General features: G+C 71.3%; 17 protein-coding genes and 2 pseudogenes. 11 read left to right on the forward strand and 8 right to left on the reverse strand.

Features of this window, described 5'->3' with window-relative positions:
* Positions 1–25 precede the first annotated feature (25 nt).
* Positions 26–1045 carry a glycoside hydrolase family 6 protein gene (locus HNQ79_RS20425; protein ID WP_185033099.1) on the reverse strand — a complete coding sequence of 340 codons (1020 nt, stop codon included), beginning with the start codon at positions 1043–1045 and terminating at the stop codon, positions 26–28.
* 217 nt (positions 1046–1262) lie between these two features.
* On the opposite strand from HNQ79_RS20425, the gene HNQ79_RS20430 reads away from it, so the two are divergent.
* From HNQ79_RS20430 to icmA, 3 genes are all read left to right on the forward strand, one after another.
* Positions 1263–1772: a MarR family winged helix-turn-helix transcriptional regulator gene (locus tag HNQ79_RS20430; protein ID WP_185033101.1), complete on the forward strand. Its 510-nt coding sequence runs from the start codon at positions 1263–1265 to the stop codon at positions 1770–1772.
* A 110-nt stretch (positions 1773–1882) separates the two neighbouring features.
* Positions 1883–2209: a DUF3817 domain-containing protein gene (locus tag HNQ79_RS20435; RefSeq protein ID WP_185033103.1), complete on the forward strand. Its 327-nt coding sequence runs from the start codon at positions 1883–1885 to the stop codon at positions 2207–2209.
* Between the two features lie 86 nt (positions 2210–2295).
* On the forward strand, positions 2296–3996 hold the full coding sequence (gene icmA, locus HNQ79_RS20440; RefSeq protein ID WP_185033105.1) for a coenzyme B12-dependent isobutyryl-CoA mutase large subunit: 1701 nt from the start codon (positions 2296–2298) through the stop codon (positions 3994–3996).
* Between the two features lie 243 nt (positions 3997–4239).
* Here the strand turns inward: icmA and HNQ79_RS20445 are convergent, their stop codons facing one another.
* A complete protein-coding gene (locus HNQ79_RS20445; RefSeq protein ID WP_185033107.1) occupies positions 4240–5160 on the reverse strand; it encodes an aldo/keto reductase in 921 nt (306 codons plus the stop codon).
* Between the two features lie 167 nt (positions 5161–5327).
* On the opposite strand from HNQ79_RS20445, the pseudogene HNQ79_RS33840 reads away from it, so the two are divergent.
* Positions 5328–5863: pseudogene (locus tag HNQ79_RS33840) on the forward strand (hypothetical protein); the annotation flags it as partial.
* Positions 5864–5869: 6 nt separating this feature from the next.
* Here HNQ79_RS33840 and HNQ79_RS20450 read toward each other — a convergent pair.
* Positions 5870–6499 carry a TetR/AcrR family transcriptional regulator gene (locus tag HNQ79_RS20450; protein WP_185033109.1) on the reverse strand — a complete coding sequence of 210 codons (630 nt, stop codon included), beginning with the start codon at positions 6497–6499 and terminating at the stop codon, positions 5870–5872.
* 328 nt (positions 6500–6827) lie between these two features.
* Between HNQ79_RS20450 and HNQ79_RS20455 the strand changes: the two are divergent.
* From HNQ79_RS20455 to HNQ79_RS20470, 4 genes and pseudogenes are all read left to right on the forward strand, one after another.
* Positions 6828–7787: pseudogene (locus HNQ79_RS20455) on the forward strand (co-chaperone YbbN).
* 651 nt (positions 7788–8438) lie between these two features.
* Positions 8439–9071 (forward strand): DUF6230 family protein, encoded by a 633-nt coding sequence (locus HNQ79_RS20460; RefSeq protein ID WP_185033111.1) that lies wholly within the window; start codon positions 8439–8441, stop codon positions 9069–9071.
* A 109-nt stretch (positions 9072–9180) separates the two neighbouring features.
* The gene (locus tag HNQ79_RS20465; protein WP_185033113.1) at positions 9181–9837 is read left to right on the forward strand and encodes a DUF6114 domain-containing protein; all 657 of its coding nucleotides are present in this window, start codon (positions 9181–9183) and stop codon (positions 9835–9837) included.
* The gene (locus HNQ79_RS20470) at positions 9827–11380 is read left to right on the forward strand and encodes a hypothetical protein (protein ID WP_185033115.1); all 1554 of its coding nucleotides are present in this window, start codon (positions 9827–9829) and stop codon (positions 11378–11380) included. Before HNQ79_RS20465 ends, HNQ79_RS20470 begins: the two co-directional genes overlap by 11 nt.
* A 129-nt stretch (positions 11381–11509) precedes the next feature.
* Here HNQ79_RS20470 and pyk read toward each other — a convergent pair whose 3' ends face one another.
* The 3 genes from pyk to pta form a co-directional block, all read right to left on the reverse strand.
* Positions 11510–12943, reverse strand: coding sequence for a pyruvate kinase (gene pyk, locus HNQ79_RS20475; RefSeq protein ID WP_185033117.1), 1434 nt, complete (start codon positions 12941–12943; stop codon positions 11510–11512).
* An 84-nt stretch (positions 12944–13027) separates the two neighbouring features.
* Positions 13028–14245 carry an acetate kinase gene (locus tag HNQ79_RS20480; protein ID WP_185033119.1) on the reverse strand — a complete coding sequence of 406 codons (1218 nt, stop codon included), beginning with the start codon at positions 14243–14245 and terminating at the stop codon, positions 13028–13030.
* Between the two features lie 173 nt (positions 14246–14418).
* Positions 14419–16497 (reverse strand): phosphate acetyltransferase, encoded by a 2079-nt coding sequence (gene pta / locus HNQ79_RS20485; RefSeq protein WP_185033121.1) that lies wholly within the window; start codon positions 16495–16497, stop codon positions 14419–14421.
* A gap of 267 nt (positions 16498–16764) precedes the next feature.
* Between pta and HNQ79_RS20490 the strand changes: the two genes are divergently transcribed.
* Positions 16765–17790 (forward strand): ATP-dependent 6-phosphofructokinase, encoded by a 1026-nt coding sequence (locus HNQ79_RS20490; protein WP_185033123.1) that lies wholly within the window; start codon positions 16765–16767, stop codon positions 17788–17790.
* 70 nt (positions 17791–17860) lie between these two features.
* On the opposite strand, the gene HNQ79_RS20495 is transcribed toward HNQ79_RS20490, so the two are convergent.
* Positions 17861–18583 (reverse strand): helix-turn-helix domain-containing protein, encoded by a 723-nt coding sequence (locus HNQ79_RS20495; protein ID WP_185033234.1) that lies wholly within the window; start codon positions 18581–18583, stop codon positions 17861–17863.
* A gap of 207 nt (positions 18584–18790) precedes the next feature.
* Between HNQ79_RS20495 and HNQ79_RS20500 the strand changes: the two genes are divergently transcribed.
* The gene (locus HNQ79_RS20500; RefSeq protein WP_185033124.1) at positions 18791–20194 is read left to right on the forward strand and encodes a cation:dicarboxylate symporter family transporter; all 1404 of its coding nucleotides are present in this window, start codon (positions 18791–18793) and stop codon (positions 20192–20194) included.
* A gap of 292 nt (positions 20195–20486) precedes the next feature.
* On the opposite strand, the gene HNQ79_RS20505 is transcribed toward HNQ79_RS20500, so the two are convergent.
* Entirely contained in the window at positions 20487–21122 is a 636-nt protein-coding gene (locus tag HNQ79_RS20505; RefSeq protein ID WP_185033126.1) for a TetR/AcrR family transcriptional regulator, read from the reverse strand.
* 144 nt (positions 21123–21266) lie between these two features.
* Here HNQ79_RS20505 and HNQ79_RS20510 point away from each other — a divergent pair, with 144 nt between their 5' ends.
* Positions 21267–22859, forward strand: a complete 1593-nt coding sequence (locus HNQ79_RS20510; RefSeq protein ID WP_185033236.1) for an MFS transporter — start codon at positions 21267–21269, stop codon at positions 22857–22859.
* The last annotated feature ends 97 nt before the right edge of the window (positions 22860–22956 follow it).

The raw sequence follows: 22956 nt of genomic DNA on the forward strand, positions 1-22956 counted from the left end.
CAGACCCGGGTCGGCTGGCCACCCGTCAGGAGGACCTGCGCGCCAGCCCCAGCGCGTAGTCCGGCCACCACGTTCCGGCCGTGGGGCCGCCCCGGCACTCGCCGTCCGAGTCGCCGGGGCGCTTGATCCACAGGTAGGCGTCGAGCAGCGGGTCGCCGGTCCTGTCGGTGGGCGGGGTCCCCAGCGCCCGTCCGGTCGGATTGCACCAGGCGTCCGCGCGGGCCCCGGGCAGCGGGCCCGCTCCGTTCCGGCTCGTGTCGACGAGGTAGTGCGCGCCTCCGAGCAGCCCGGACAGCTGCGCCCCGTACGCCTTCACCACGTCGTTCCGCTGGAAGTTCGACACGTTCAGCGAGAATCCGTCGGCCCGCGCGATGCCGGACCGCGTCAGCGGGCCGACCAGCTTGCCCGGGTCGTCGATCCACGCCGGATTCCCCGCGTCGATGTACACCTTCGTCCTCGGCTGCCGCTTCAGTCGCTCGACTGCCTGCGCGAGCAGCTGGGTCCGCTCGTCGTGGTGCTCGGGCGGGGTGCAGCCGTCGACGATGTGCGGGACGGCGTCCGGTTCGAGGACGACGGTGGCGGAGGCGTTCCCGATCGCCTGCGCGAAGGAGTCCAGCCACGCCCGGTACGCGTTCCCGTCCGGTGCCCCGCCCGCGCTGTGCTGCCCGCAATCGCGGTGCGGGATGTTGTACGCGACGAGGACGACCGTGCGCCCCTCCTTCGCCGCCTCCGCCGTGACGCGCCGTACGTCCGGCACGGGATCGTCCCCGGCGGGCCAGTTGGCGACGGGCCGGTCGGCGATCTTCCGGAGCGTGTTCGCGTCCTCGGTACGCCCCTGGGCGGTCCACGCCCTGACCTGCCGGGCTGCGCTGGAGTCGGGATCCACCCAGAACGGCGAGGCCGGGGCCGGGGCCGGGGCCGACGGTGCGGAGACGGTCTCCTCGGCGGGGGCCGGGGTGTCCGGCGACGAGCACGCGGCGACGCCGGCCACCAGGAGCGCGGCCACCGCGCAGTGGGCCTTACGGGACAACCTTCGGCCGGACATCCAGCCTCCTCGGGACGAGTGACGACTGCTCACGGCGGAAACGGACCCTGGTGCCGCGCAGACACGGAACCGCCCAATCCTGACATAACGCACAGTTCGCACAGGGCTACGACCCGGCGGTGAGCGACATGTCCGACCGCCCGGGACGCACGGAAGTCCGCGTACCGAACCGCGAGACGCAGCTGACCAGCATGTGACCGACCGGTAGGGTCGGTCTGTGCCGAAGCCGCTCAGCCTCCCCTTCGATCCCATCTCGCGCGCCGACGAACTCTGGCAGCAGCGCTGGGGCCCCGTGCCGTCGATGGCCGCCATCACCTCGATCATGCGGGCCCAGCAGATCCTGCTCGCCGAGGTCGACGCCGTCGTCAAGCCGTACGGGCTGACCTTCGCGCGGTACGAGGCGCTGGTCCTGCTGACCTTCTCCAAGGCGGGCGAGCTGCCGATGTCGAAGATCGGGGAGCGGCTGATGGTCCACCCGACGTCGGTCACCAACACCGTCGACCGGCTGGTCAGGTCGGGCCTGGTCGACAAGCGCCCGAACCCCAACGACGGGCGCGGAACCCTCGCGTCCATCACGGACAAGGGCCGCGAGGTCGTCGAGGCGGCGACCCGGGACCTGATGGCGATGGAGTTCGGGCTCGGGGTGTACGACGCGGAGGAGTGTGCGGAGATCTTCGCGATGCTGAGGCCGCTGCGGGTGGCGGCGAAGGACTTCGACGAGGCCTGAGCGCCCGTCCCGTACCCGGCCCCGTCCCCTTTCCGGGCGCCTCGCGCAGGCCGTCGCGCACGCCTGGCCCGCCGGAAGATCGCCCAGCCTGCCCGGTTACGCTCGACGGCATGAAACAGAGCGTGCTGACCCGTTATCGGGTGATGGCCTACGTCACCGCCGTGTGGCTTCTGGTGTTCACCGTCGCCATCGTCCTGAAGTACGGCTTCGACACCGGCGACACCATGCTGATCTCCCAGATCCACGGTGTGCTCTTCATCATCTACGTGATCTTCGCCTTCGATCTCGGCACCAAGGCGAAGTGGCCCTTCGGCAAGCTCCTGTGGGTGCTCGCGGCCGGCTGCATCCCGGTGGCCAGCTTCTTCGTCGAGCCCAAGATCACCCGCGAGGCCAAGCTGCTCGTCAAGGACGAGGGCCCGGTCATGAGCAAGCCGTAACGCGTCCCACTCCGCCGCCGTACGGATCCGAACCGTACGGCGGTTGTCCATCGACTTTTACTAGGACGTCCTAGTAAATTGACCGTATGGATGCCGACGCGATTGAACAGGGCCGCCAGCGCTGGCAGGCCCGGTACGACAAGGCCCGCAAGCGAGACGCCGACTTCACCACCCTCTCCGGCGACGAGGTCGAGCCGGTCTACGGGCCGCGCCCCGGCGACACGTACGAGGGCTTCGAGCGGATCGGCTGGCCCGGCGAGTACCCCTTCACCCGCGGCCTGCACGCCACCGGCTACCGGGGCCGGACCTGGACCATCCGCCAGTTCGCCGGCTTCGGCAACGCCGAGCAGACCAACGAGCGCTACAAGATGATCCTCGCCGCCGGCGGCGGCGGCCTCTCCGTCGCCTTCGACATGCCCACCCTCATGGGCCGCGACTCCGACGACCCCCGCTCTCTCGGCGAGGTCGGGCACTGCGGCGTCGCCATCGACTCGGCCGCGGACATGGAGGTCCTCTTCGGGGACATCCCCCTGGGCGACGTCACGACCTCCATGACCATCAGCGGCCCGGCCGTCCCCGTCTTCTGCATGTACCTGGTCGCCGCCGAGCGCCAGGGCGTCGACCCCGGCCTCCTCAACGGCACGCTCCAGACGGACATCTTCAAGGAGTACATCGCCCAGAAGGAGTGGCTCTTCCAGCCCGAGCCGCACCTGCGTCTGATCGGCGACCTGATGGAGCACTGCGCGGCGGGCATCCCCGCGTACAAGCCGCTCTCCGTCTCCGGCTACCACATCCGCGAGGCCGGGGCGACGGCCGCACAGGAGCTGGCCTACACCCTCGCCGACGGCTTCGGCTACGTGGAGCTGGGCCTGAGCCGCGGCCTGGACGTGGACGTCTTCGCCCCCGGCCTCTCCTTCTTCTTCGACGCGCACCTGGACTTCTTCGAGGAGATCGCCAAGTTCCGCGCCGCGCGCCGGATCTGGGCCCGGTGGATGAAGGAGGTGTACGGCGCCAGGACGGACAAGGCGCAGTGGCTCCGCTTCCACACCCAGACCGCCGGTGTCTCGCTCACCGCGCAGCAGCCGTACAACAACGTCGTCCGCACGGCCGTGGAGGCACTGTCCGCCGTCCTCGGCGGCACGAACTCCCTGCACACCAACGCCCTCGACGAGACCCTCGCCCTGCCGAGCGAGCAGGCGGCCGAGATCGCGCTGCGCACCCAGCAGGTCCTCATGGAGGAGACCGGCGTCGCCAACGTCGCCGACCCCCTCGGCGGCTCCTGGTACGTCGAGCAGCTCACCGACCGCATCGAGGCCGAAGCAGAGAAGATCTTCGACCAGATCCGGGAACGCGGCCTGCGCGCCCACCCCGACAACCAGCACCCCATCGGTCCGATCACCTCGGGCATCCTGCGCGGCATCGAGGACGGCTGGTTCACCGGCGAGATCGCCGAGTCCGCCTTCCAGTACCAGCGCGCGCTGGAGAAGGGCGACAAGAAGGTCGTCGGCGTGAACACCGCGACCGGCTCGGTCACCGGCGACCTGGAGATCCTGCGGGTCAGCCACGAGGTCGAGACCGAGCAGGTGCGGGTGCTCGCCGAGCGCAGGGCCCGCCGCGACGACGCCAAGGTACGGGCCTCACTGGACGCCATGCTGGCCGCGGCCCGCGACGGCTCCAACATGATCGAGCCGATGCTGGAGGCGGTGCGGGCCGAGGCCACGCTGGGCGAGATCTGCGGAGTGCTGCGGGACGAGTGGGGCGTCTACGTCGAACCCCCGGGCTTCTGACCGGAGTTGGGTCCACGGGCGACGCCACGACCTCAACCGCTCCTGAGGCCGTGGCGTCGCTGCGCCGTATGACGGCCAACGCGAAGCAGAGCACACAGACCTGGCAGGAGGCCGCCGTATCCCCGGTCGGCCGTCCCGTCGGCCCCCGCCCCGCTGTCGGCCGTCCCGGCGGCCCGCACCCCCGTCGGCCGTTCTCGCCGCCCGCCCCGAGCCGCACCACCGGCCGGGGCGCGGCGGGACCCGCTAGGCCGGGACGGCGTCGGACGATTCCAGCAGCGCCCTTTCCTCCGCGGTGAGCCGCAGCGAGGCGGCGGCGACGTTCGCCGCCAGGTGGGCGGGGTCGCCCGTCCCCGGGATGGCCAGCACGTGCGGCCCCTGCTGCAGGGTCCAGGCCAGACGTACCTGCGCGGGCGAGGCGTCGTGGGCGCGGGCGACCGCCAGGACCCGCTCCTCCTCGATGCCCGTCGCACCGGTCTCGCGGCCCGTGCCGGCGATGGCGTAGAAGGGGACGAACGCGATGCCCTGTTCGCCGCAGCTGCGCAGCAGCGCCGTGTCCTCGGCCGCGGCCCCCGGGCCGTACGGGTTCTGCACGCAGACCACCGGCGCGATGCTCCGGGCCTCCGCGAGGTGGGCCGAAGTGACGTTGGAGACGCCGAGGTGCCGGACGAGCCCGGCCTCGCGCAGCTCGGCGAGGGCGCCGAAGTGCTCGGCGATGGAGCCGGTCGACCTGCTGCGCGGGACGCGCAGGTTGACGACGTCGAGGTGGTCGCGGCCGAGTTGGCGGAGGTTCTCCTCGACCTGGTCACGGAGCTGATGGGGCTCGGCGTACCGCCAGTCCCCGGCGGGGGTGCGGGCCGGCCACACCTTCGTGGTGATGACGAGGTCCTCGGCGTACGGCGAGAAGGCCGCGCGGAGCAGTTCGTTGGCGGAGTGCGCGGAGGAGAAGTAGAAGGCCGCGGTGTCGAAGTGGTTGACGCCGAGGTCGACGGCACGGCGCAGCAGGGCGACGGCCTGGTCGCGGTCGCGCGGCGCGGAGGCGGTGTCGAGCGCCGGCCCGATCTGCGGCAGGCGCATGGTGCCGTAACCGAGACGGCGGACGGACAGCTCGCCACCGAGCTTCCAGGTCCCGGCGGCGGCTGCGGCGAGGGTGGGGCGGTCGGGCATGCAAGTCCTCCGGGTCGTCGACGGGGGCGTCCTGGCGGATGCCGACTCGGAGTATGGGGCCATGGCGGGGCGCGGGAGAAGGTGGGAGCAGCTGGTGAAGAGTCACATCGCAATGGGGAATGCGGAGACGGGCAGGGGGAGTTGACACTGGTGTCCGCGAGGGCGACGGGTGCCGGATCCGGGCCTTCGTGCACTGCAAGCCGCACGCCGAGAAGGCCTTCCTCAAGCACAGGTCGAGATGTTCGCGGGCGACGTGCGCGACGCGGGCCGGGTGTCGGACGCCGTCTTCCGCCTCGCCGCCCTGATCGGCGTCCCCTGCAGCTACGCCTCGCCCGGTGCGTACGTGCAGACCGACGCCGTCGGTATGGAGAACGTCACCGACACCGCGCGCGGCATCCTCGCCATGGCCGCGTGCGGCCGGGCGTTCGGCGAGACGGTCAACCTGGGCGCCGGGCGCGAGATCGCGATCGGTGGGCTGGCCGCCGCGCTCATCGCCGTGTCCGGCCGGGAGGCCGAGGTCGTCGTCGGCCCGGCGCGGCTGGGGCCCCCGGGCAGCGAGGTGGAGCGGCTGCTGTCCGACAACACGAGGGCGCGCGCGTGGGCGGGCCGGGAGCCGCAGACGTCCCCGGAGGACGGGCTGAGGCGGACCAGCGAGCGAGGAGCGGAGAACGTCCACCTCTTCGCGCCGGACCGCTGCCAGGTCCGACGCCTACCGGCCCCGGCCCCCGCCCAGACCGCTCACCAGCAGCGACGTGAAGCTGCGCGCCCACGCCTCGTCCACCGGTTCCGCGCTCACCAGCGCCCGGTGGACGACGGCCCCCGCGATCACGTCGAAGATCAGGTCCGCGTCGCGGGCGGCCTGCACCGGGGACTCCTCGTACGGCAGCTCGCCGCGGGCCTGCGCGCGCTCCCGGCCCAGGAGCACGAGGCGCTTCTGACGCTCGACGATCGCCGAGCGGATGCGCTCGCGCAGGGCGGGGTCGCGGGTGGACTCGGCGACCACCGCCATCAGCGCGGTCTTCGTCTCGGGGCGCTCCAGGAGTGCGGCGAACTGCAGGACGACACCCTGTACGTCCTCCAGCAGGCTTCCCCGGTCCGGGAGTTCCAGCTCGTCGAAGAGGACCGCGACCGCGTCCACGACCAGCTCGCTCTTGTGCGCCCACCGCCGGTACAGGGTCGTCTTGGCGACCCCGGCGCGCCGCGCCACGTCGCCCATGGTCAGCTTCGGCCAGCCCAGCTCCACCAGCGCCTCCCGGGTCGCGACCAGGATCGCGGCGTCCGCAGCGGCGCTGCGGGGCCGTCCGGTGCGGGGGTGCGGCGGGGTGGCGGGAGGCGGCATGACCGAGACCATACCGGCCGGTACGCAGGGTCTGGCAGCAGGTCGTGAGGCGGATCACTGTCGTCCGCCCGGCCGGTCGAGTTACGCTACGGCCTGTAGCGAAAGCCCGCGCCGGTCACCCGGACATGGGCCGAGCGACAACCACCGGTGCCAGGTGGGGACCCGGCACCAGCCAAGCAGTACCGCCCTCGGGCCCTCGTAAGAACCCGCGTGCGGGCAGAGGGCCCTTTCGGGCACTTCCCGGTTGCTTTCGGGCACTTCCCGAAGGCAACCGGGGTGCTTTCCGGGCGCTTTTCCGAACGGGCCGCCGAGGGGGGAGGATGTACGCATGCAGCCTAGGAACATGTCCATGAGCGGCGTCGTAGACCTCGCCGCGGTGAAAGCGGCCAACGAGGCCCGGCAGAAGGCGGAGCAGGCGCGTGCCGAGGCCGCCCGGCAGGGCGGAGCGCCCGCCGCGCCCGCCTCGCACCTCGTCTTCGACGTCGACGAAGCCGGTTTGAGACCCAAGTACTCCAGCTCGCCTCCGAGGTCCCGGTCGTCGTGGCCTTCTGGTCGCGGCGCTCCGAACAGAGCGAGCAGCTCACGCAGCAGCTGGCCCGTCTCACCGAGGAGTACCGGGGACGGTTCGTCCTCGCCAAGGTCGAGGGCGAGACGAACCCGATGCTGTTGGCAGCAGTTCGCCGTCCAGGGCGTTCCGGCCGTGTTCGCGGTCGTGGCGGGCCAGGCCCTGCCGCTCTTCCAGGGCGTCGCGCCCGAGGAGCAGGTCCGGGCCACCCTCGACCAGCTCATCCAGGTCGGCGAGGAGCGTTTCGGGCTGACCGGTATCCAGGTCGCCGACGGTCCCGTGGCGGAGACGCCGGCCCCGGTCGGCCCGTACGACGCGCTGCTCGACGCGGCCATGGACGCGCTGAACGCCAACGACTTCGCGGGTGCCGTCCAGGCGTACAAGAACGTCCTCGCGGACGACCCGGCGAACCCGGACGCCAAGGCCGGTCTCGTCCAGGCCGAACTCCTCGCGCGGGTCACGAAGCTGGACCCGCAGCAGACCCGCAAGGACGCCGCCGACCGGCCCGCCGATCCGGCCGCGCAGATCGCCGCGGCCGAGCTGGACCTGGCGGGCGGCCACGTCGAAGACGCGTTCTCCCGCCTCGTCGACACGGTGCGCGTGACGGCAGGGGACGACCGGGACGCGGCGCGGGTCCGGCTGCTGGAGCTCTTCGAGGTCGTCGGCGCCGACGACCCGCGGGTGAGCGCCGCCCGTACCGCGCTGGCGCGGGTGCTCTTCTAGCAGCCCGCCCGCCGGCCCTCCTTCCGGGCCGGTGGCGGGACAGAACCCGTACCGCCGCTCCCGCATCCGCGATGTCCCTCCGCATCGCGGTGATTTGGCGACACAGTGATAAAACGCGGCCGCGCTTTGCCGAACTTGGCAATCGCGGTCGCTGTTACTTGAAGTAACAGGAACTCGGCCTTCTGTCCGCCTTGTTGCGGCAATCACCCGGTTTTCCGGGTCACCGGCCGCACCCGTCCGCCACCCTGCGAGACCGCTCGGCAGCGACCTGGTGATCAAGGCGTTACCAGTGAGTAACGAACCCCTTGTGCCCACGCCCGTGCATGCACCACGATCGGCGACGCCCGGTCCTTCGAACGCGTCCCGGAAGCCAGTCGGGGCGACGGTTCCGAGGGTCCCCACCGGGTGGGCCGGCAGCAGTGGTGCCGGCTCCGGACAGGGGGGTCTCCGCCGCGCGGCGGGGCCTGTCCAGCAGGTTGCGCGAACGCGTGGCCCAGTGGTTGTCGCTCGGGGGTGGGCGCCGGTGGTTCGGACGTGGCTCACGCCTGACGGCCGACGCGGGCTCTCGTACTCCGAGGACGTAGCACTTCTCCCCTCCCGGAACGGGCCCTGCCCGTACCGGAGACGTACGTCCGAGAAGGAGGAAAGTACATGAGCTCCCAAGTACGCGGTGGAACCAGATGGCGTCGCTTCGCGGTCGTCATGGTGCCGACCGTCGCCGCGACCGCCGCGATAGGCGTCGCCATGGCCCAGGGCGCGCTGGCGGCTTCGTTCAGCGTCTCCGGCCAGGACTTCAAGGTCACGGCCGACAAGCTGGACGCCACGGGCTTCGTGCAGTACGGCAGCCTCGCCAAGGGCAACGACCTCGACGGCAAGCCGACCCTGCACCCGGTCGCGGTCTCCGGCTTCAAGACGGCCGACATCACGAACATGTGCCAGTCGGTCGTCACGCCCAACGTCCCGGTCTTCGGCAGTGTCAGCCTGATGCTCAGGGCCGGTACCGGCGGCACACCGGTGCATGCCGAGAACATCTACCTGGACGTCGCCGAGCTCGACGCCGACGCCGAGTTCAGCAACATCGACATCGGCGTCGCGGCCGGCAGCGCCGACAAGGGTCCGGGCATCCAGCCCAAGACCGAGGCGAACAAGTTCGGGTTCGCCCAGCAGGCGGACACGGCCGTGCTGACCAAGGTGAAGCAGCGCGCCTGGGCGACGTCGGCGGGCACCTTCAAGCTCAGCGGCCTCAACCTGCGTCTGCACAAGGGCGTCAAGGAGTGCTACTAGGCACCCCGTTGCGGGCCGGGATGCCGTCGCGCGTCGCCGCGGCGTCCCGCCCGCTCCCCTTCCTCCCTCCTCTTCTGTACAGCAACACCGGTTCCAGGGAGCTGTTTTCATGAGCGCCGAGACCACGGTTCCGAGCCAGGGCCGCGATGTCCACTACTGGCGGCTGCGCTTCCGCGCCTGGCGAGGCGTCCGGCCGTTCTGGGCGGGACTCCTCACCCTCGTCGGTGGCGTCCCAATCATGTATTTCCCTTACAACGACGTGAAAATGGGCGCGCTCACGATCACCATGGCGACCACGGCGGGCGCGGGCTCGCTGATCATCGGCGTCCTGCTGGTCACGCTGGGCCTCACGATGTGGTTCCACTCCATCGTGCGGATCTTCGCGGGCGTCGCCTCGATCCTGCTCGCCCTCGTCTCCATACCGGTGTCGAACCTCGGCGGCTTCCTGTTCGGCTTCCTGCTCTCCATGGTGGGAGGCGCGATGTCGATCGCGTGGGCCCCGGCGAGGACGGACGCCCACCCCTACGCCGTCGCGCCGGGTACGGAGCCGGGCGGATACGGCGGCGCGTCTTCCGCCCCGGCCGCTGCTCCGGCCGCGGACCCCGCCGCGGTCGCTCCGGCAACCGGGCGGACGACGGCGCTCGACCTCTCGAAGCCCGAGGGAACCGCGGCCGATACGCACCTCCCCGCTCCGCCCCCGTCCCGCGGGACGGACACGACCGATACGTCTGTCGACGCCGATGGCAGGAGGAACAGTGCGGGGTGAAGAGGCCCAGGGGGCCGCGGGTGGGGGAGTGGCGCCCCGTCGCAGAGGGGGGCCGCGTCACGCGGCCCCCAAGAAGTCGCTGCTGACCAGGTTCCAGCTGCCCGCGGGCAAGGCCCTGGCCCTCGCGGCGATGCCGACCGCGGTGTTCGTCGGGATGAGCCTGACACCGAAGCCGGCGATGGCCGCCGGTGAGCCGGCCAACCCGTTCGCCCCGGGCCCGTGCGTGACGCAGCCGGACGAGCCGGACAAGAACGGCGACGGCACGCCGGACAGGGGCGCCGAAGCGGAGGGCGCGGACTCCCGGGGCAAGGCGGACGCGGAGGCCGGAAAGGACGCGGGCGCGGACAAGGGCGCCGAGGCAGGCGCGGACGGGGAACCCGGCATGGACAAGGGCGCTCCGGCTCCGGGCGCCACCGAGCCCCCCGCCGGCACGGACGCCAGGACTCCGTCGGGTGGTCCCACCACAGGGGCCAAGCCCCCGGCCGCCCCACCCGCCTCCACCCCCACGCCGGCCCCCGCCGAGAAGGAGACCCACAACCCCCTCGACCCGCTCGGCGTGGGCCCCAAGATCAAGGACTTCTTCGACGGCCTCGGCGCCAAGAAGGACGAGCCCCCGGCCCGCCCGTCGCCTCCCGCCCCGACGGGCACCGCGAAACCGACTGCCCCCGAGGGCGGCACGGCCGGCGATGCCGTGCCCACGCCTGCGACGACGAGCGCCCCGGCCGACGCGGGCGGCACCGTCCCCGGCAAGGACGCGGCGAAGGGCGCTAAGGACGCCGGCCCCAAGTCCGGCGCGGCAACCCCCGAGGCAGCCGGGGCAGCCGAGGAGGCAAAGAAGGGCAAGGACGCCAGGGACGCAGAGGAAAAGGCGGACGAGGCGGCCGGAAAGGCGAAGCAGGAGGCGGAAGCCGCGGCGGCCAGGACCGAGAAGGCCATCCGCGACGCGGCCGCGAAGCTCGGCATCGAGGTCGCGGACTTCGACCAGGACGGTGACGGCAAGCCCGACCTCGCCCCCAACGCCGACGGCACGATCCCCTTCCCCTGCCCCACCGCCGACCCCCGGGCGCTCGCGGAAGCCGAGCTGGAGCCGGGTATCCCGGACCTGCCGGACGACCCGTGGGTCCTGGAGACCTCGATGCTCACCCTGCGCGGTCTGGACTACGCGGGCGTCGTGGAGGTCCGCACGGCGAGCGGCAGGATCAAGAAGGTCCTGAAGTTCACCGCGAAGGAGACGGACATCAAGGACCTGCACCAGATGACCGTCGGCCCGGCGGGCACCACGGGGCACGTCCAGGCGCGCAAGGGCTCCACCTCCACCCTGCGTCGGGGCACCGTGACGATGTACACGGAGGAGCTGAAGGGCAACCTCTTCGGCCTCATCCCGGTGACCTTCAGCCCTCGGACCCCGCCGCCGCTGAACGTGCCGATCGCCATGTTCACCGACGTCAAGGTCACCCAGGCCGGCCAGTTCGGCGGCACGCTGACGGTCCCCGGCCTGCACAACTACTTCACGGGCCCGGGTACGGGCCGGGCGGCCGGCTGAGTTCCGTACGCACCATGCGGGAAGGGCGGGCGCCGGGGAGAAACCCGGGGCCCGCCCTTCCCTCGCGTGCTCACGTACGAGCCGCTCACGTACGTGTTGCTCCGGTACGCACGCGAACGCCGACTGCCGTCAGGCGGAGGCCTCTTCGCCGCCCAGGTGGTGGACCCGGACCATGTTCGTGGTGCCGGGGATGCCGGGGGGCGAACCGGCGGTGATGACCATGGTGTCGCCGTTGTTGTAGCGCTGGAGCTTGAGCAGCTCGGCGTCGACGAGGTCGACCATGGCGTCCGTGTTGTCGACGTGCGGAACCACGAAGGACTCGATGCCCCAGCTCAGCGCGAGCTGGTTGCGGGTGGCCTCGTCGGTGGTGAAGGCGAGGATCGGCTGGGCCGCGCGGTAGCGGGAGAGGCGGCGGGCCGTGTCACCGGACTGAGTGAAGGCGACCAGCGCCTTGCCGTCCAGGAAGTCCGCGATCTCGCAGGCCGCGCGGGCGACGGAACCGCCCTGGGTGCGCGGCTTCTTGCCGGGCACCAGGGGCTGGAGGCCCTTGGAGAGGAGTTCCTCCTCGGCCGCGACGACGATCTTGGACATCGTCTTGACGGTCTCGATGGGGTACGCGCCGACCGAGGATTCGGCGGAGAGCATGACCGCGTCCGCGCCGTCGAGGATCGCGTTGGCGACGTCCGAGGCCTCCGCGCGGGTCGGGCGCGAGTTGGTGATCATCGACTCCATCATCTGGGTCGCCACGATCACCGGCTTGGCGTTGCGGCGGCACAGCTCGATGAGGCGCTTCTGCACCATCGGGACCTTTTCGAGCGGGTACTCCACGGCCAGGTCGCCTCGGGCCACCATGACGCCGTCGAAGGCCGCGACGATGCCCTCCATGTGCTCGACGGCCTGCGGCTTCTCCACCTTGGCGACGACGGGGACCCGGCGGCCCTCCTCGTCCATCACCTTGTGCACGTCCTTGACGTCGTCCGCGTCCCGTACGAAGGACAGCGCGACCAGGTCGCATCCCATGCGCAGCGCGAAGCGGAGGTCCTCGACGTCCTTCTCCGAAAGGGCCGGGACGTTGACCGCCGCGCCGGGCAGGTTGATGCCCTTGTGGTCGGAGATGACGCCGCCCTCGATGACGATCGTCCTGACCCGCGGGCCCTCGACCGCCACGACCTTCAGCTCGACGTTGCCGTCGTTGATGAGGATCGGGTCGCCCTTCTGGACGTCGCCCGGCAGGCCCTTGTACGTGGTGCCGCAGATGGACTTGTCGCCGGGGACGTCCTCGGCCGTGATGGTGAACTCGTCGCCGCGGACGAGCTCGACGGGGCCCTCGGCGAACTTCGCCAGGCGGATCTTCGGGCCCTGGAGGTCGGCGAGCACGCCCACCGCACGGCCCGTCTCGGCGGCGGCCCGGCGGACGCGGTCGTACCGGCCCTGGTGCTCCTCGTGGGTGCCGTGGCTGAAGTTGAATCGGGCCACGCTCATGCCGGCTTCGATCAGAGCGACGAGCTGCTCGTGGGAGTCGACGGCGGGGCCAAGGGTGCAGACGATTTTGGAACGGCGCATAAGGCGGATCCTATCGGTTTGTTTCGCTGCGGAATATTCCGTCTGGTGGAATGTACAAATGGGCGCGCGGGTGCTCAGACGCGCTCAGTCGCTCTCGCGCACCAGGTCATACGCCTGGTGGGCGATTTCCAGTTCCTCATCCGTCGGTACAACGGCCACGGCAACCCGCGCGTACTCCGGAGAAATGATCCGGGGTTCGTCGGAACGTACGGAATTGAGGGTGGCGTCCACCGCCAGACCCAGCTCCTCCAGGCCTGTCACGGCCGCCTCACGCACCGGGGCCGCGTTCTCGCCGACGCCCGCGGTGAAGGCCACCGCGTCCACCTTGCCCAGGACGGCGGAGTACGCGCCGATGTACTTCTTCAGCCGGTGGATGTAGATCTCGAAGGCGAGTTCGGCCTGCTTGTCGCCCTCGTCGATACGGCGGCGGATTTCCCGCATGTCGTTCTCGCCGCAGAGACCGACCAGGCCGCTCTTCTTGTTGAGGAGCGTGTCGATTTCCTCGCTCGACATTCCGGCCACCCGCTCCAGGTGGAAGATCACCGCCGGGTCGAGGTCGCCCGAGCGGGTGCCCATGACGAGGCCTTCGAGCGGGGTGAGGCCCATCGAGGTGTCGACGCAGCGACCGCCCGCGACGGCGGACGCGGAGGCGCCGTTGCCCAGGTGCAGGACGATGACGTTGACCTCGGAGGGGTCCTTGCCGAGCAGCGCGGCCGTCCTGCGGGAGACGAAGGCGTGCGAGGTGCCGTGGAAGCCGTAGCGGCGGATGCGGTGCGCGTCGGCGGTCTCGACGTCGATGGCGTAGCGGGCGGCGTACTCCGGCATCGTCGTGTGGAAGGCCGTGTCGAAGACGGCGACCTGGGGGAGGTCCGGGCGCAGGGCCTGCGCGGTCTTGATGCCGGTGATGTTGGCGGGGTTGTGCAGCGGTGCGACGGGGACCAGGCGCTCGATCTCCGCCAGCACCTCGTCCGTGACCACGGTCGGGGCGCTGAACCTCAGCCCGCCGTGCACGACCCGGTGACCGATCGCCGCCAGCTCCGGGGAGTCCAGGCCGAGACCGTCGGCGGCGAGTTCGAGGGCGACCGCCTGGAGGGCCTCGTCGTGGTCGGCGAACCGGGTCTCGTGCACGCGCTTCTTGCCGGCGTCCTCGCCGAGGAGGGGGGTGTGCGTGAGCGCGGAGGTCTGCTCGCCGATCTTCTCCACGAGGCCGAGGGCGAGGCGGGAGTGGTCGCGCATGTCCAGGAGCTGGTACTTGAGGGAGGAGGAGCCGGAGTTGAGGACGAGGATGCGGGTGGGGGTCACGGGGGGCCTTCTCGTGCGGGGGTGGATGTCGGGGTGGGGTGCGGAGGTCGCGGGGTGGGCGGGCGTAGGGGCGGGGGCGGGACGCTCCGCGTGGGGGCCGCCCCCTTGCCGGCCCGTTCCGCCCCGGGGGCGGCCCCGCCGCCCGAGGGGGCTGCGGGGGTGCCACGGGTCGGTCAGGAGTTCTGGGACTGGGCCTGGATGGCGGTGATGGCGACCGTGTTGACGATGTCCTGGACGAGCGCGCCGCGGGACAGGTCGTTGACCGGTTTGCGCAGGCCCTGGAGGACCGGGCCGACGGCGACCGCACCCGCCGAGCGCTGTACCGCCTTGTAGGTGTTGTTGCCGGTGTTGAGGTCCGGGAAGATCAGTACGCTCGCCTGGCCCGCGACCGCGGAGCCGGGCAGTTTGGTCGCGGCCACCGAGGGCTCCACCGCCGCGTCGTACTGGATCGGCCCCTCGACCAGCAGGTCGGGGCGCGAGGACCGGACGAGCTCCGTCGCCTCCCGCACCTTGTCGACGTCCGCGCCCGCACCCGAGGTGCCCGTGGAGTACGACAGCATCGCCATCCGCGGGTCCACGCCGAACTGCGCCGCGGTGCCCGCCGACTGGATCGCGATGTCCGCGAGCTGCACGGCGTTCGGGTCCGGGTTGACCGCGCAGTCGCCGTACACCAGGACCTTGTCCGCCAGGCACATGAAGAAGACCGAGGAGACGATCTTGGCGTCCGGTTTGGTCTTGATGATCTCGAAGGCGGGGCGGATGGTGGCGGCCGTGGAGTGCACCGAGCCGGAGACCATGCCGTCCGCCAGGCCCTCCTGGACCATCAGGGTGCCGAAGTAGTTCACGTCGGCGACCACGTCGTACGCCAGCTCCACCGTGACGCCCTTGTGCGCGCGCAGTCCGGCGTACCGCTCGGCGAACCGCTGCCGCAGCTCGGAGTTGGTCGGGTCGATGAGTTCGGCCGACGAGAGGTCGACGCCCAGGTCGGCTGCCTTCTTGCGGATGACGTCGACGTCGCCGAGGAGGGTCAGGTCGCAGACGTCGCGGCGCACGAGCACGTCGGCGGCGCGCAGTACGCGTTCCTCGGTGCCCTCGGGCAGGACGACGCGACGGCGGTCCGAGCGGGCCTGTTCCAGCAGTTCGTGCTCGAACATCATCGGCGTGACGCGTCCGCTGCGGGCCACCGACATCCGGTCCAGCAGATCCGACGTGTCGACATGTCGCTCGAAGAGGCCCAGAGCGGTCTCGGCCTTGCGCGGGGTCGCGGCGTTGAGCTTGCCCTCCAGCGCGAACAGCTCGCCCGCCGTCGGGAAGGACCTGCCCGGGACGGAGATCACCGGCGTGCCGGGCGCGAGCCGCGAGGCCAGGGTGAGGATCTCCTTGCCGGGCCGCTCGTCCAGCGTCAGCAGGACGCCCGCGATGGGCGGCGTACCGGCGCTGTGCGCGGCCAGCGAGCCGACCACCAGGTCCGAGCGGTCGCCGGGGGTGACGACCAGGCAGCCCGGGGTCAGTGCGTTGAGGAAGTTCGGCAGCATCGCGCCGCCGAAGACGAAGTCGAGCGCATCGCGCGCGAGACCCGCGTCGTCGCCGAGCAGAACCGTTCCGCCCAGCGACTGGGTGATCTGGGCGACCGTCGGCGCCGCCAGCGCGGGCTCGTCCGGGAGCACGTACGCGGGAACCGGCAGCCGGCTGTCGTTGAGGCGCTCGGCGATCTCGGCGCGGTCGGCGGGGGCGACCCGGTTCACGACCAGCGTCAGTACGTCGCAGCCCAGGCCGGCGTAGGCGCGGAACGCGTTGCGCGCCTCGGCGCGCACCGACTCGGCCGGCTGCTTCCGGCCGCCGACCACGGGTATGACGGACGCGCCGAACTCGTTGGCCAGCCGCGCGTTCAGCGCCAGCTCGTCCGGGAGCTGGGTGTCCGCGAAGTCCGTGCCGAGGACGAGCACCACCTCGTAGTCCCGGGCCACCTGGTGGAAGCGGTCGACGAGCTGGGAGACCAGTTCGTCGGTGCCCCGCTCCGCCTGGAGGGCGGAGGCCGGTCCGTACTCCATCCCGTAGACCGTCCCCGGATCCTGGGACAGCCGGTACCGGGCCCGCAGCAACTCGAAGAGGCGGTCGGGGCCGTCGTGCACGAGGGGGCGGAACACACCCACTCGGTCCACCTGGCGGGTCAGGAGTTCCATGACTCCCAGCTCGACGACCTGGCGGCCGTCCCCCCGGTCGATGCCGGTCACGTACACGCTGCGTGTCACGCGTGCTCTCCGTCTCGTCGTCGGTCCACCACTGCGGCTCGTGCGGGACTCGTACCCGGTCTGCCGCTCCCTGCCGCAGTGAGCAGTGAATTTGCTGAGTTTGTACGGATAGGGTGATCTTGCACCCTTGACAATACCTTTGGGCATGGTTAGAGCGCCCGCCCGGGCGAGACACCTGCGAGTATCCGTGAGCGCGGGTGACATGCGGATCGTGGAACAATCGAAATCGGGCTCACAAGTACCACCAAGAGCAGGAGACACAGCACGATGCGTATCGGAGTTCTCACGGCAGGCGGCGACTGTCCCGGGCTGAACGCAGTGATCCGGTCGGTCGTGCATCGCGCCGTCGCCGGACACAACGACGAGGTCATCGGGTTCGAGGACGGCTTCAAGGGCCTCCTCGACGGTTACTACCGCCCCCTGGACCTCAACGCGGTCAGCGGCATCCTGGCGCGCGGCGGCACGATTCTCGGCTCGGCCCGGCTGGAGCGCGACCGACTCCGCGAGGCCGCCGAGAACTGCGCCGAACTGGCCACCAAGTACGGCATCGACGTCCTCATCCCGATCGGCGGCGAGGGCACGCTGACCGCCGCCCGGATGCTGTCCGAGGCGGGCATGCCGGTGGTGGGCGTACCGAAGACCATCGACAACGACATCAACGGCACCGACCGCACCTTCGGCTTCGACACCGCCGTCGGTGTCGCGACCGAGGCCATAGACCGTCTGAAGACGACCGCCGAGTCGCACCAGCGCGTCATGGTCGTCGAGGTCATGGGCCGGCACGCGGGCTGGATCGCCCTGGAGTCCGGCATGGCCGGCGGAGCCCACGGCATCTGCCTGCCCGAGCGGCCCTTCGAGGTCGACTCACTGGTCAAGATGGTCGAGGAGCGGTTCGCGCGCGGCAAGAAGTTCGCCGTCGTCTGCGTCGCGGAGGGCGCGCGTCCGGTCGAGGGCACCATGCCGTACGAGAAGGGCGTCATCGACCAGTTCGGACACGAGCGCTTCACCGGCATCGGCACCCGGCTCGCCGTCGAGCTGGAGGCCCGGCTCGGCAAGGAGGCCCGCCCGGTCATCCTCGGCCACGTCCAGCGCGGCGGCACCCCCACCGCGTACGACCGCGTCCTCGCGACCCGGTTCGGCTGGCAGGCGGTGGAGGCGGCGCACTCCGGGCAGTTCGGCAAGATGACGGCGCTCCGTGGCACGAACATCGAGATGGTGCCGCTCGCGGAGGGCGTCCACGAGCTGAAGACGGTCCCGGCCGAACGGATGGACGAGGCGGAGTCGGTCTTCTAGCGCCCCGAGAGGAGTCGCGGTCGTCTCTTCCCGCGGACGACCGGGACGGTGCCGCGTCCGCCCGGCGGTCTCACATCTGGCGAGTCGCCTCCGCGCGCTCCCAGAAACGCTCCACGATGCTCTTCAGGAACTCCCGCCCGGCAGCGCCGTCGCCCGCGTCCCCCACGCCGCCGCCCCACCCCAGCGTCGCCACCATCCGTGACTGGTAGTCGGCGTGCAGCCGCAGCAGGACGTCCTCCGGCGGGTTCGGGAGCGCGGCCCGGCCCCCCGGAAGCAGCTTGACGAGGGGGCGTACATACGCCTGCCAGCGTGTCGTCACCGCGCTCCGCAGAAGTTCGGCGAGTTCCTCCTCCCGGCCGGCCGCGGTGATGAACTGGGCGGGGGACAGACCGAGTTCGGCGACGAGCGCGGCGGTCTGGCGGTCGTTGCCCCGCCACCGGCCGGCCTCCTCCATCCTCAGGTAGGCGTCCAGCCCGAGTCCGACCCGACGCGCCATGTCGTCGGCACCGAGCCCGTGCGCCGTGCGGTGCTCACGCAATGTGCGCGCGGCGAGCAGGAGTTCGGCGGGGGAGCACCACAGCACCCCGGCCATCGCGCTCACCTCGCGACTGGTGGGCGTGCGCAGTCCGCGTTCCCACGCGGCGACCAGGTCCGGGCCGATGTCGAGTCCGTACTGCGACTGCAGCCCGTACGCGACATGGCCGTGCGTCATCCCCAGCGCCTCCCGCAGCCGGCGTGCGGCGAGGGCGTCGAAGGGCGGCGGGGCGTCCGGGGCGGGAGTGGCAGAGGGCAGGGGCACCGGGCCCACGGTAGGGCCCGCGGCGGACCCTGGCTACGGTGCGTTCCCACGAGATCACCCGTCGTGGGAACGTCCAGAGCGCCAACATGGGCCCTTTTGTGAACTCAACGACCAAAAGCGAACGCCGGAAGGTGCGCTGGTGCATAGTCGCCGGGACGTGCGCCGACGTGCGCGCAGCGATGACGACGAGGAGGGCTCCCAGTGGCCGCAGCGGATACAGGATCGAAAGCGGAGCGGGCGGCCCGGCCTCCGTCGTCGGCCCGCACGAAGCGGGACCGGTCGCACTACCTCTACCTGGCGGTCATCCTCGCCGTCGTCCTCGGCATCGCCGTCGGCTTCGCGTTCCCGGGCGTGGCCAAGGATCTGAAGCCGATCGGCACCGGCTTCGTGAACCTGATCAAGATGCTGATCTCACCGATCATCTTCTGCACGATCGTGCTGGGCATCGGCTCGGTCCGCAAGGCCGCCAAGGTCGGTGCTGTCGGCGGTCTCGCACTCGGCTACTTCATGGTCATGTCCACGGTCGCGCTCGGTATCGGTCTGCTGGTCGGCAACATGATCCATCCGGGCACCGACCTCGACCTGGAGGCGCACAAGGGCGCGGGCGCCAAGCAGGCCGAGGGCGCGAGCGAGGGGACGGCCGACTTCCTGCTCGGCATCATCCCCAAGACGCTGGTGTCCGCGTTCACCGAGGGCTCGGTGCTCCAGACCCTGTTCGTCGCGCTGCTGGTGGGCTTCGCGCTCCAGGCGATGGGCAGGTCCGGTGAGCCGGTGCTGCGCGGCATCGGGCACCTGCAGCGGCTGGTGTTCCGGATCCTCGCGATGGTGATGTGGGCGGCGCCGGTGGGTGCGTTCGGCGCGATCGCGGCGGTCGTCGGCGAGACGGGCGCGAAGGCGTTGCAGGCCCTCGCCGTCATCATGATCGCCTTCTACGTGACGTGCGTGCTGTTCGTCTTCGTGGTGCTCGGGGCGATCCTGAAGCTGTGCACGGGCATGAACATCTTCAAGCTCCTCAAGTACCTGGGCCGGGAGTTCCTGCTGATCCTGTCCACCTCGTCGTCGGAGACGGCCCTGCCGAGGCTGATCGCGAAGATGGAGCACCTGGGGGTCAGCAAGCCGGTGGTCGGCATCACGGTGCCGACGGGGTACTCGTTCAACCTGGACGGCACGGCGATCTACCTGACGATGGCGTCGCTGTTCATCGCGAACGCGATGGGGGACCCGCTCAACCTCGGCGAGCAGGTCGCACTCCTCGGCTTCATGATCATCGCTTCGAAGGGCGCGGCGGGGGTGACGGGTGCCGGGCTGGCCACGCTGGCCGGCGGCCTCCAGTCGCACCGGCCCGAATTGGTGGACGGGGTCGGACTGATCGTCGGCGTCGACCGGTTCATGAGCGAGGCCAGGGCGCTGACGAACTTCGCGGGGAACGCGGTGGCGACGGTCCTCGTGGGGACGTGGACGAAGGAGATCGACCGCGAACGGGTGGGACTGGTGCTGGGCGGCAGACTGCCGTTCGACGAACAGACGCTGACGGAGGAAGGACCCGACCCGGACGACCACCCCACCGAACACCCGGTACCGCACCCCGCCAAGTCAACGAGCTGACCCCGGCCCGCCGCCGGCCCCCATGGCCGAAGGCCCCGCTCCCACGTCCGGTAGCCCTTTTGGGCGGCGGGGCCGCCCTCCACCCCCCCCGTCAGCCCCCTGGGCGGCGGGGCCGCCCCCCGGGGGCGGAACCGGGCGGGCAAGGGGGCGGCCCCCACCGGGCGGTGTCCCCTCACCCCACGCCCGCCACCCCCACGTGCACCCCGCGCCCGCGCCCACCTGCCCCGCACCACGGCCCCTCGGCTGCCCCGCGCCCGCATCACAACCCCGCTCCCCGCGGGCAGCCCCCGCCCTACCCCCCGCCCCCCAACACCAGACCCAGAAGCTCCCCCACCCTCTCCTCCCGGACCCCCGCCGCCCGCAGCGCCGTCTCCGCCGCCGCGCGCCCCGCGTCCTCCGCCGGGAGGAGGCCTTCGTTGACGGCCTCCATCAGCCCGAAAAGGGACTGTTCGTGGACGTACGCCAGCGCCGCCGCCGGCACCCGGGACGCGAAGACGCCCTCCTGCTGGCCGCGCCGCAGCAGGGCCACGCAGTCCTCCCGCACCGGCGTCAGGCGCTGCTTGATGCCTTCCATCGTGACGCTCCGCTGCGCCATCGCGACCAGCAGCCGGTAGCGGTCGGCGATCTCCCAGACCGCGAGCATCGCCCTGGCCAGCGCCTCCGCCGGGTCGTCGACCCCGGCCCGCCCCGCGGTGTGGGCGGCGATCACCGCTTCGGCCGCTCCGTCGGTGAGTGCGGCGATCAGTGCCTCCCGGCTGGGGAAGTGCCCGTACACCGTGCGCCGTACGACGCCCGCCGCCCGTGCGATCTGGTCCATGCTCGCGTCCGGATCGCGCAGCAGTTCCATCAGCGCGACGTCCATGATGCGGCGGCGGTTCGCGTCCGCCCTGCTTGAGCCGGCGCCGTTGCCTGAGCTACCCGTGGTCATGCCTCCATTTTGCACAAAGCTGTGCAGTCACGTAACTTGCACACAACTGTGTAATTGCACAATGGTGTGCAAAAGAAAAGCCATGTGGGAACAAAGAGGTGGAAAAGCGTGCGTCGTCTGTTCGCGACCCAGCCGGTCGAGGAGATGGACCGGCCCTATCCGAAACGCTGGTGGGCCCTGCTCGTCCTCTGTCTCAGCCTGTTGATCATCGTGATGGCGAACACCGCCCTCACCGTGGCGGCTCCGGACATGACCAAGGACCTCGGGCTGGACAGCGCGGACCTCCAGTGGGTCGTCGACGGCTACACCGTCCCGTACGCCGCGCTGATGCTGCTGCTCGGTGCGATCGGGGACAAGTACAGCCGACGCGGCGCGCTCGTCCTGGGGCTGCTCGTCTTCGGCGGCGGTGCGGTGGCCGGGTCGCTCGTCGGCAGCGCGGACGGTGTCATAGCCGCCCGCGCGGTGATGGGCGTCGGCGCGGCGATGATCATGCCTGCGACGCTGTCCCTCCTCGCCGCGACCTTCCCGCACGGCGAACGCGCCAAGGCGATCGTCATCTGGACCGCCACCGCCGGGCTCGCCATCGCCGCCGGACCGCTGGTCGCGGGCGCGCTGCTGGAGAACCATGGCTGGGCGTCCACCTTTTTGATCAACGTGCCCGTCGCCGCCCTCGCGATCGTCGGCGCCTTCACCCTCGTGCCGCCGTCCAAGGCGTCCGTGCACGGCCGGATCGACTACGTCGGCGGGCTGCTGTCCGTCGTCTGGGTTGCCGCGCTGATCTACGCGATCATCGAGGGACCGCACTTCGGCTGGGGCGCCAAGGCCATCGGCGCGGCCGTCGCCGCGGGCGTCGGTCTGCTCCTGTTCGTCCTGTGGGAGCTGCGGCACCCGCGTCCCGTGCTCGACGTCCGCCGCTTCCTCGACCGCGGCTTCGCGGGCTCCAACCTCGCCGTCGCGCTCTTCTTCCTGGCGGTCTTCGGCGCGTTCTACTTCCTGACCCAGCACCTCCAGTTCGTGCTCGGCTTCAACGCGCTGGAGACGGGCGTACGGATGCTGCCGCTGGCCGGAGCGGTCTTCGTGGGCTCCGCGCTCACCGGCCTCCTCACCCCGCGCCTGGGCATGAAGGTCACCGTCACGGCCGGAATGGTGGGCGGCACGGTCGCGCTCGCCCTGCTCACCCGCGTCGACGCCGCTTCCTCGTACGGCGAGTTCGTCCCGTCCCTGGTCGTCCTCGGCCTGGCCATCGGGCTGGCGCTCTCGCCGTGCACGGACGCGATCATGGGCGCCTTCCCGGAGTCGGAGCTCGGCGTGGGCGGCGCGGTCAACGACACGTCGCTGGAGCTGGGCGGCTCGCTCGGCATCGCGGTCCTCGGCTCGGTACTGGCCGGTTCGTACTCCTCGCACCTGTCGGACGGAGTGAGCGGTACGAAGCTGCCCGCCTCCGCGCTCGACACCGCGCAGGACTCCGTCGGGGCCGGGTACGCGGTCGCGCAGGGCATCGGCGAGAAGGCGCACGCACTCGCCGGGCAGGCCGCGAAGGCGACCTCCCCCGAGCGGGCCGCCCAGCTCAAGGCGCAGGCCGGCCAACTGGCCGAGGGGGCACGGGACATGGCCGACGCGGTCGGCTCGGCCTTCTCCGACGCGGTGGCCCACACCAGCCTCGTCGGGGCGGTGGTGCTCGGTGCGGGCACGGTGCTGGTGGCGCTGCTGCTGCCGGGCCGCGCGGGCCGGAAGTAGCGGCACCTCCGCAAGGGTGCGGCCGGCCCGGCGCCTAGCGCCGGGCCGGCCGCACCGGCAGGATTCGGGGTCACCTGCCCCCACCGGCGCCGCGGGT

The organism is Streptomyces candidus (assembly GCF_014207445.1).
Classification (GTDB): Bacteria; Actinomycetota; Actinomycetes; order Streptomycetales; family Streptomycetaceae; genus Streptomyces; species Streptomyces candidus.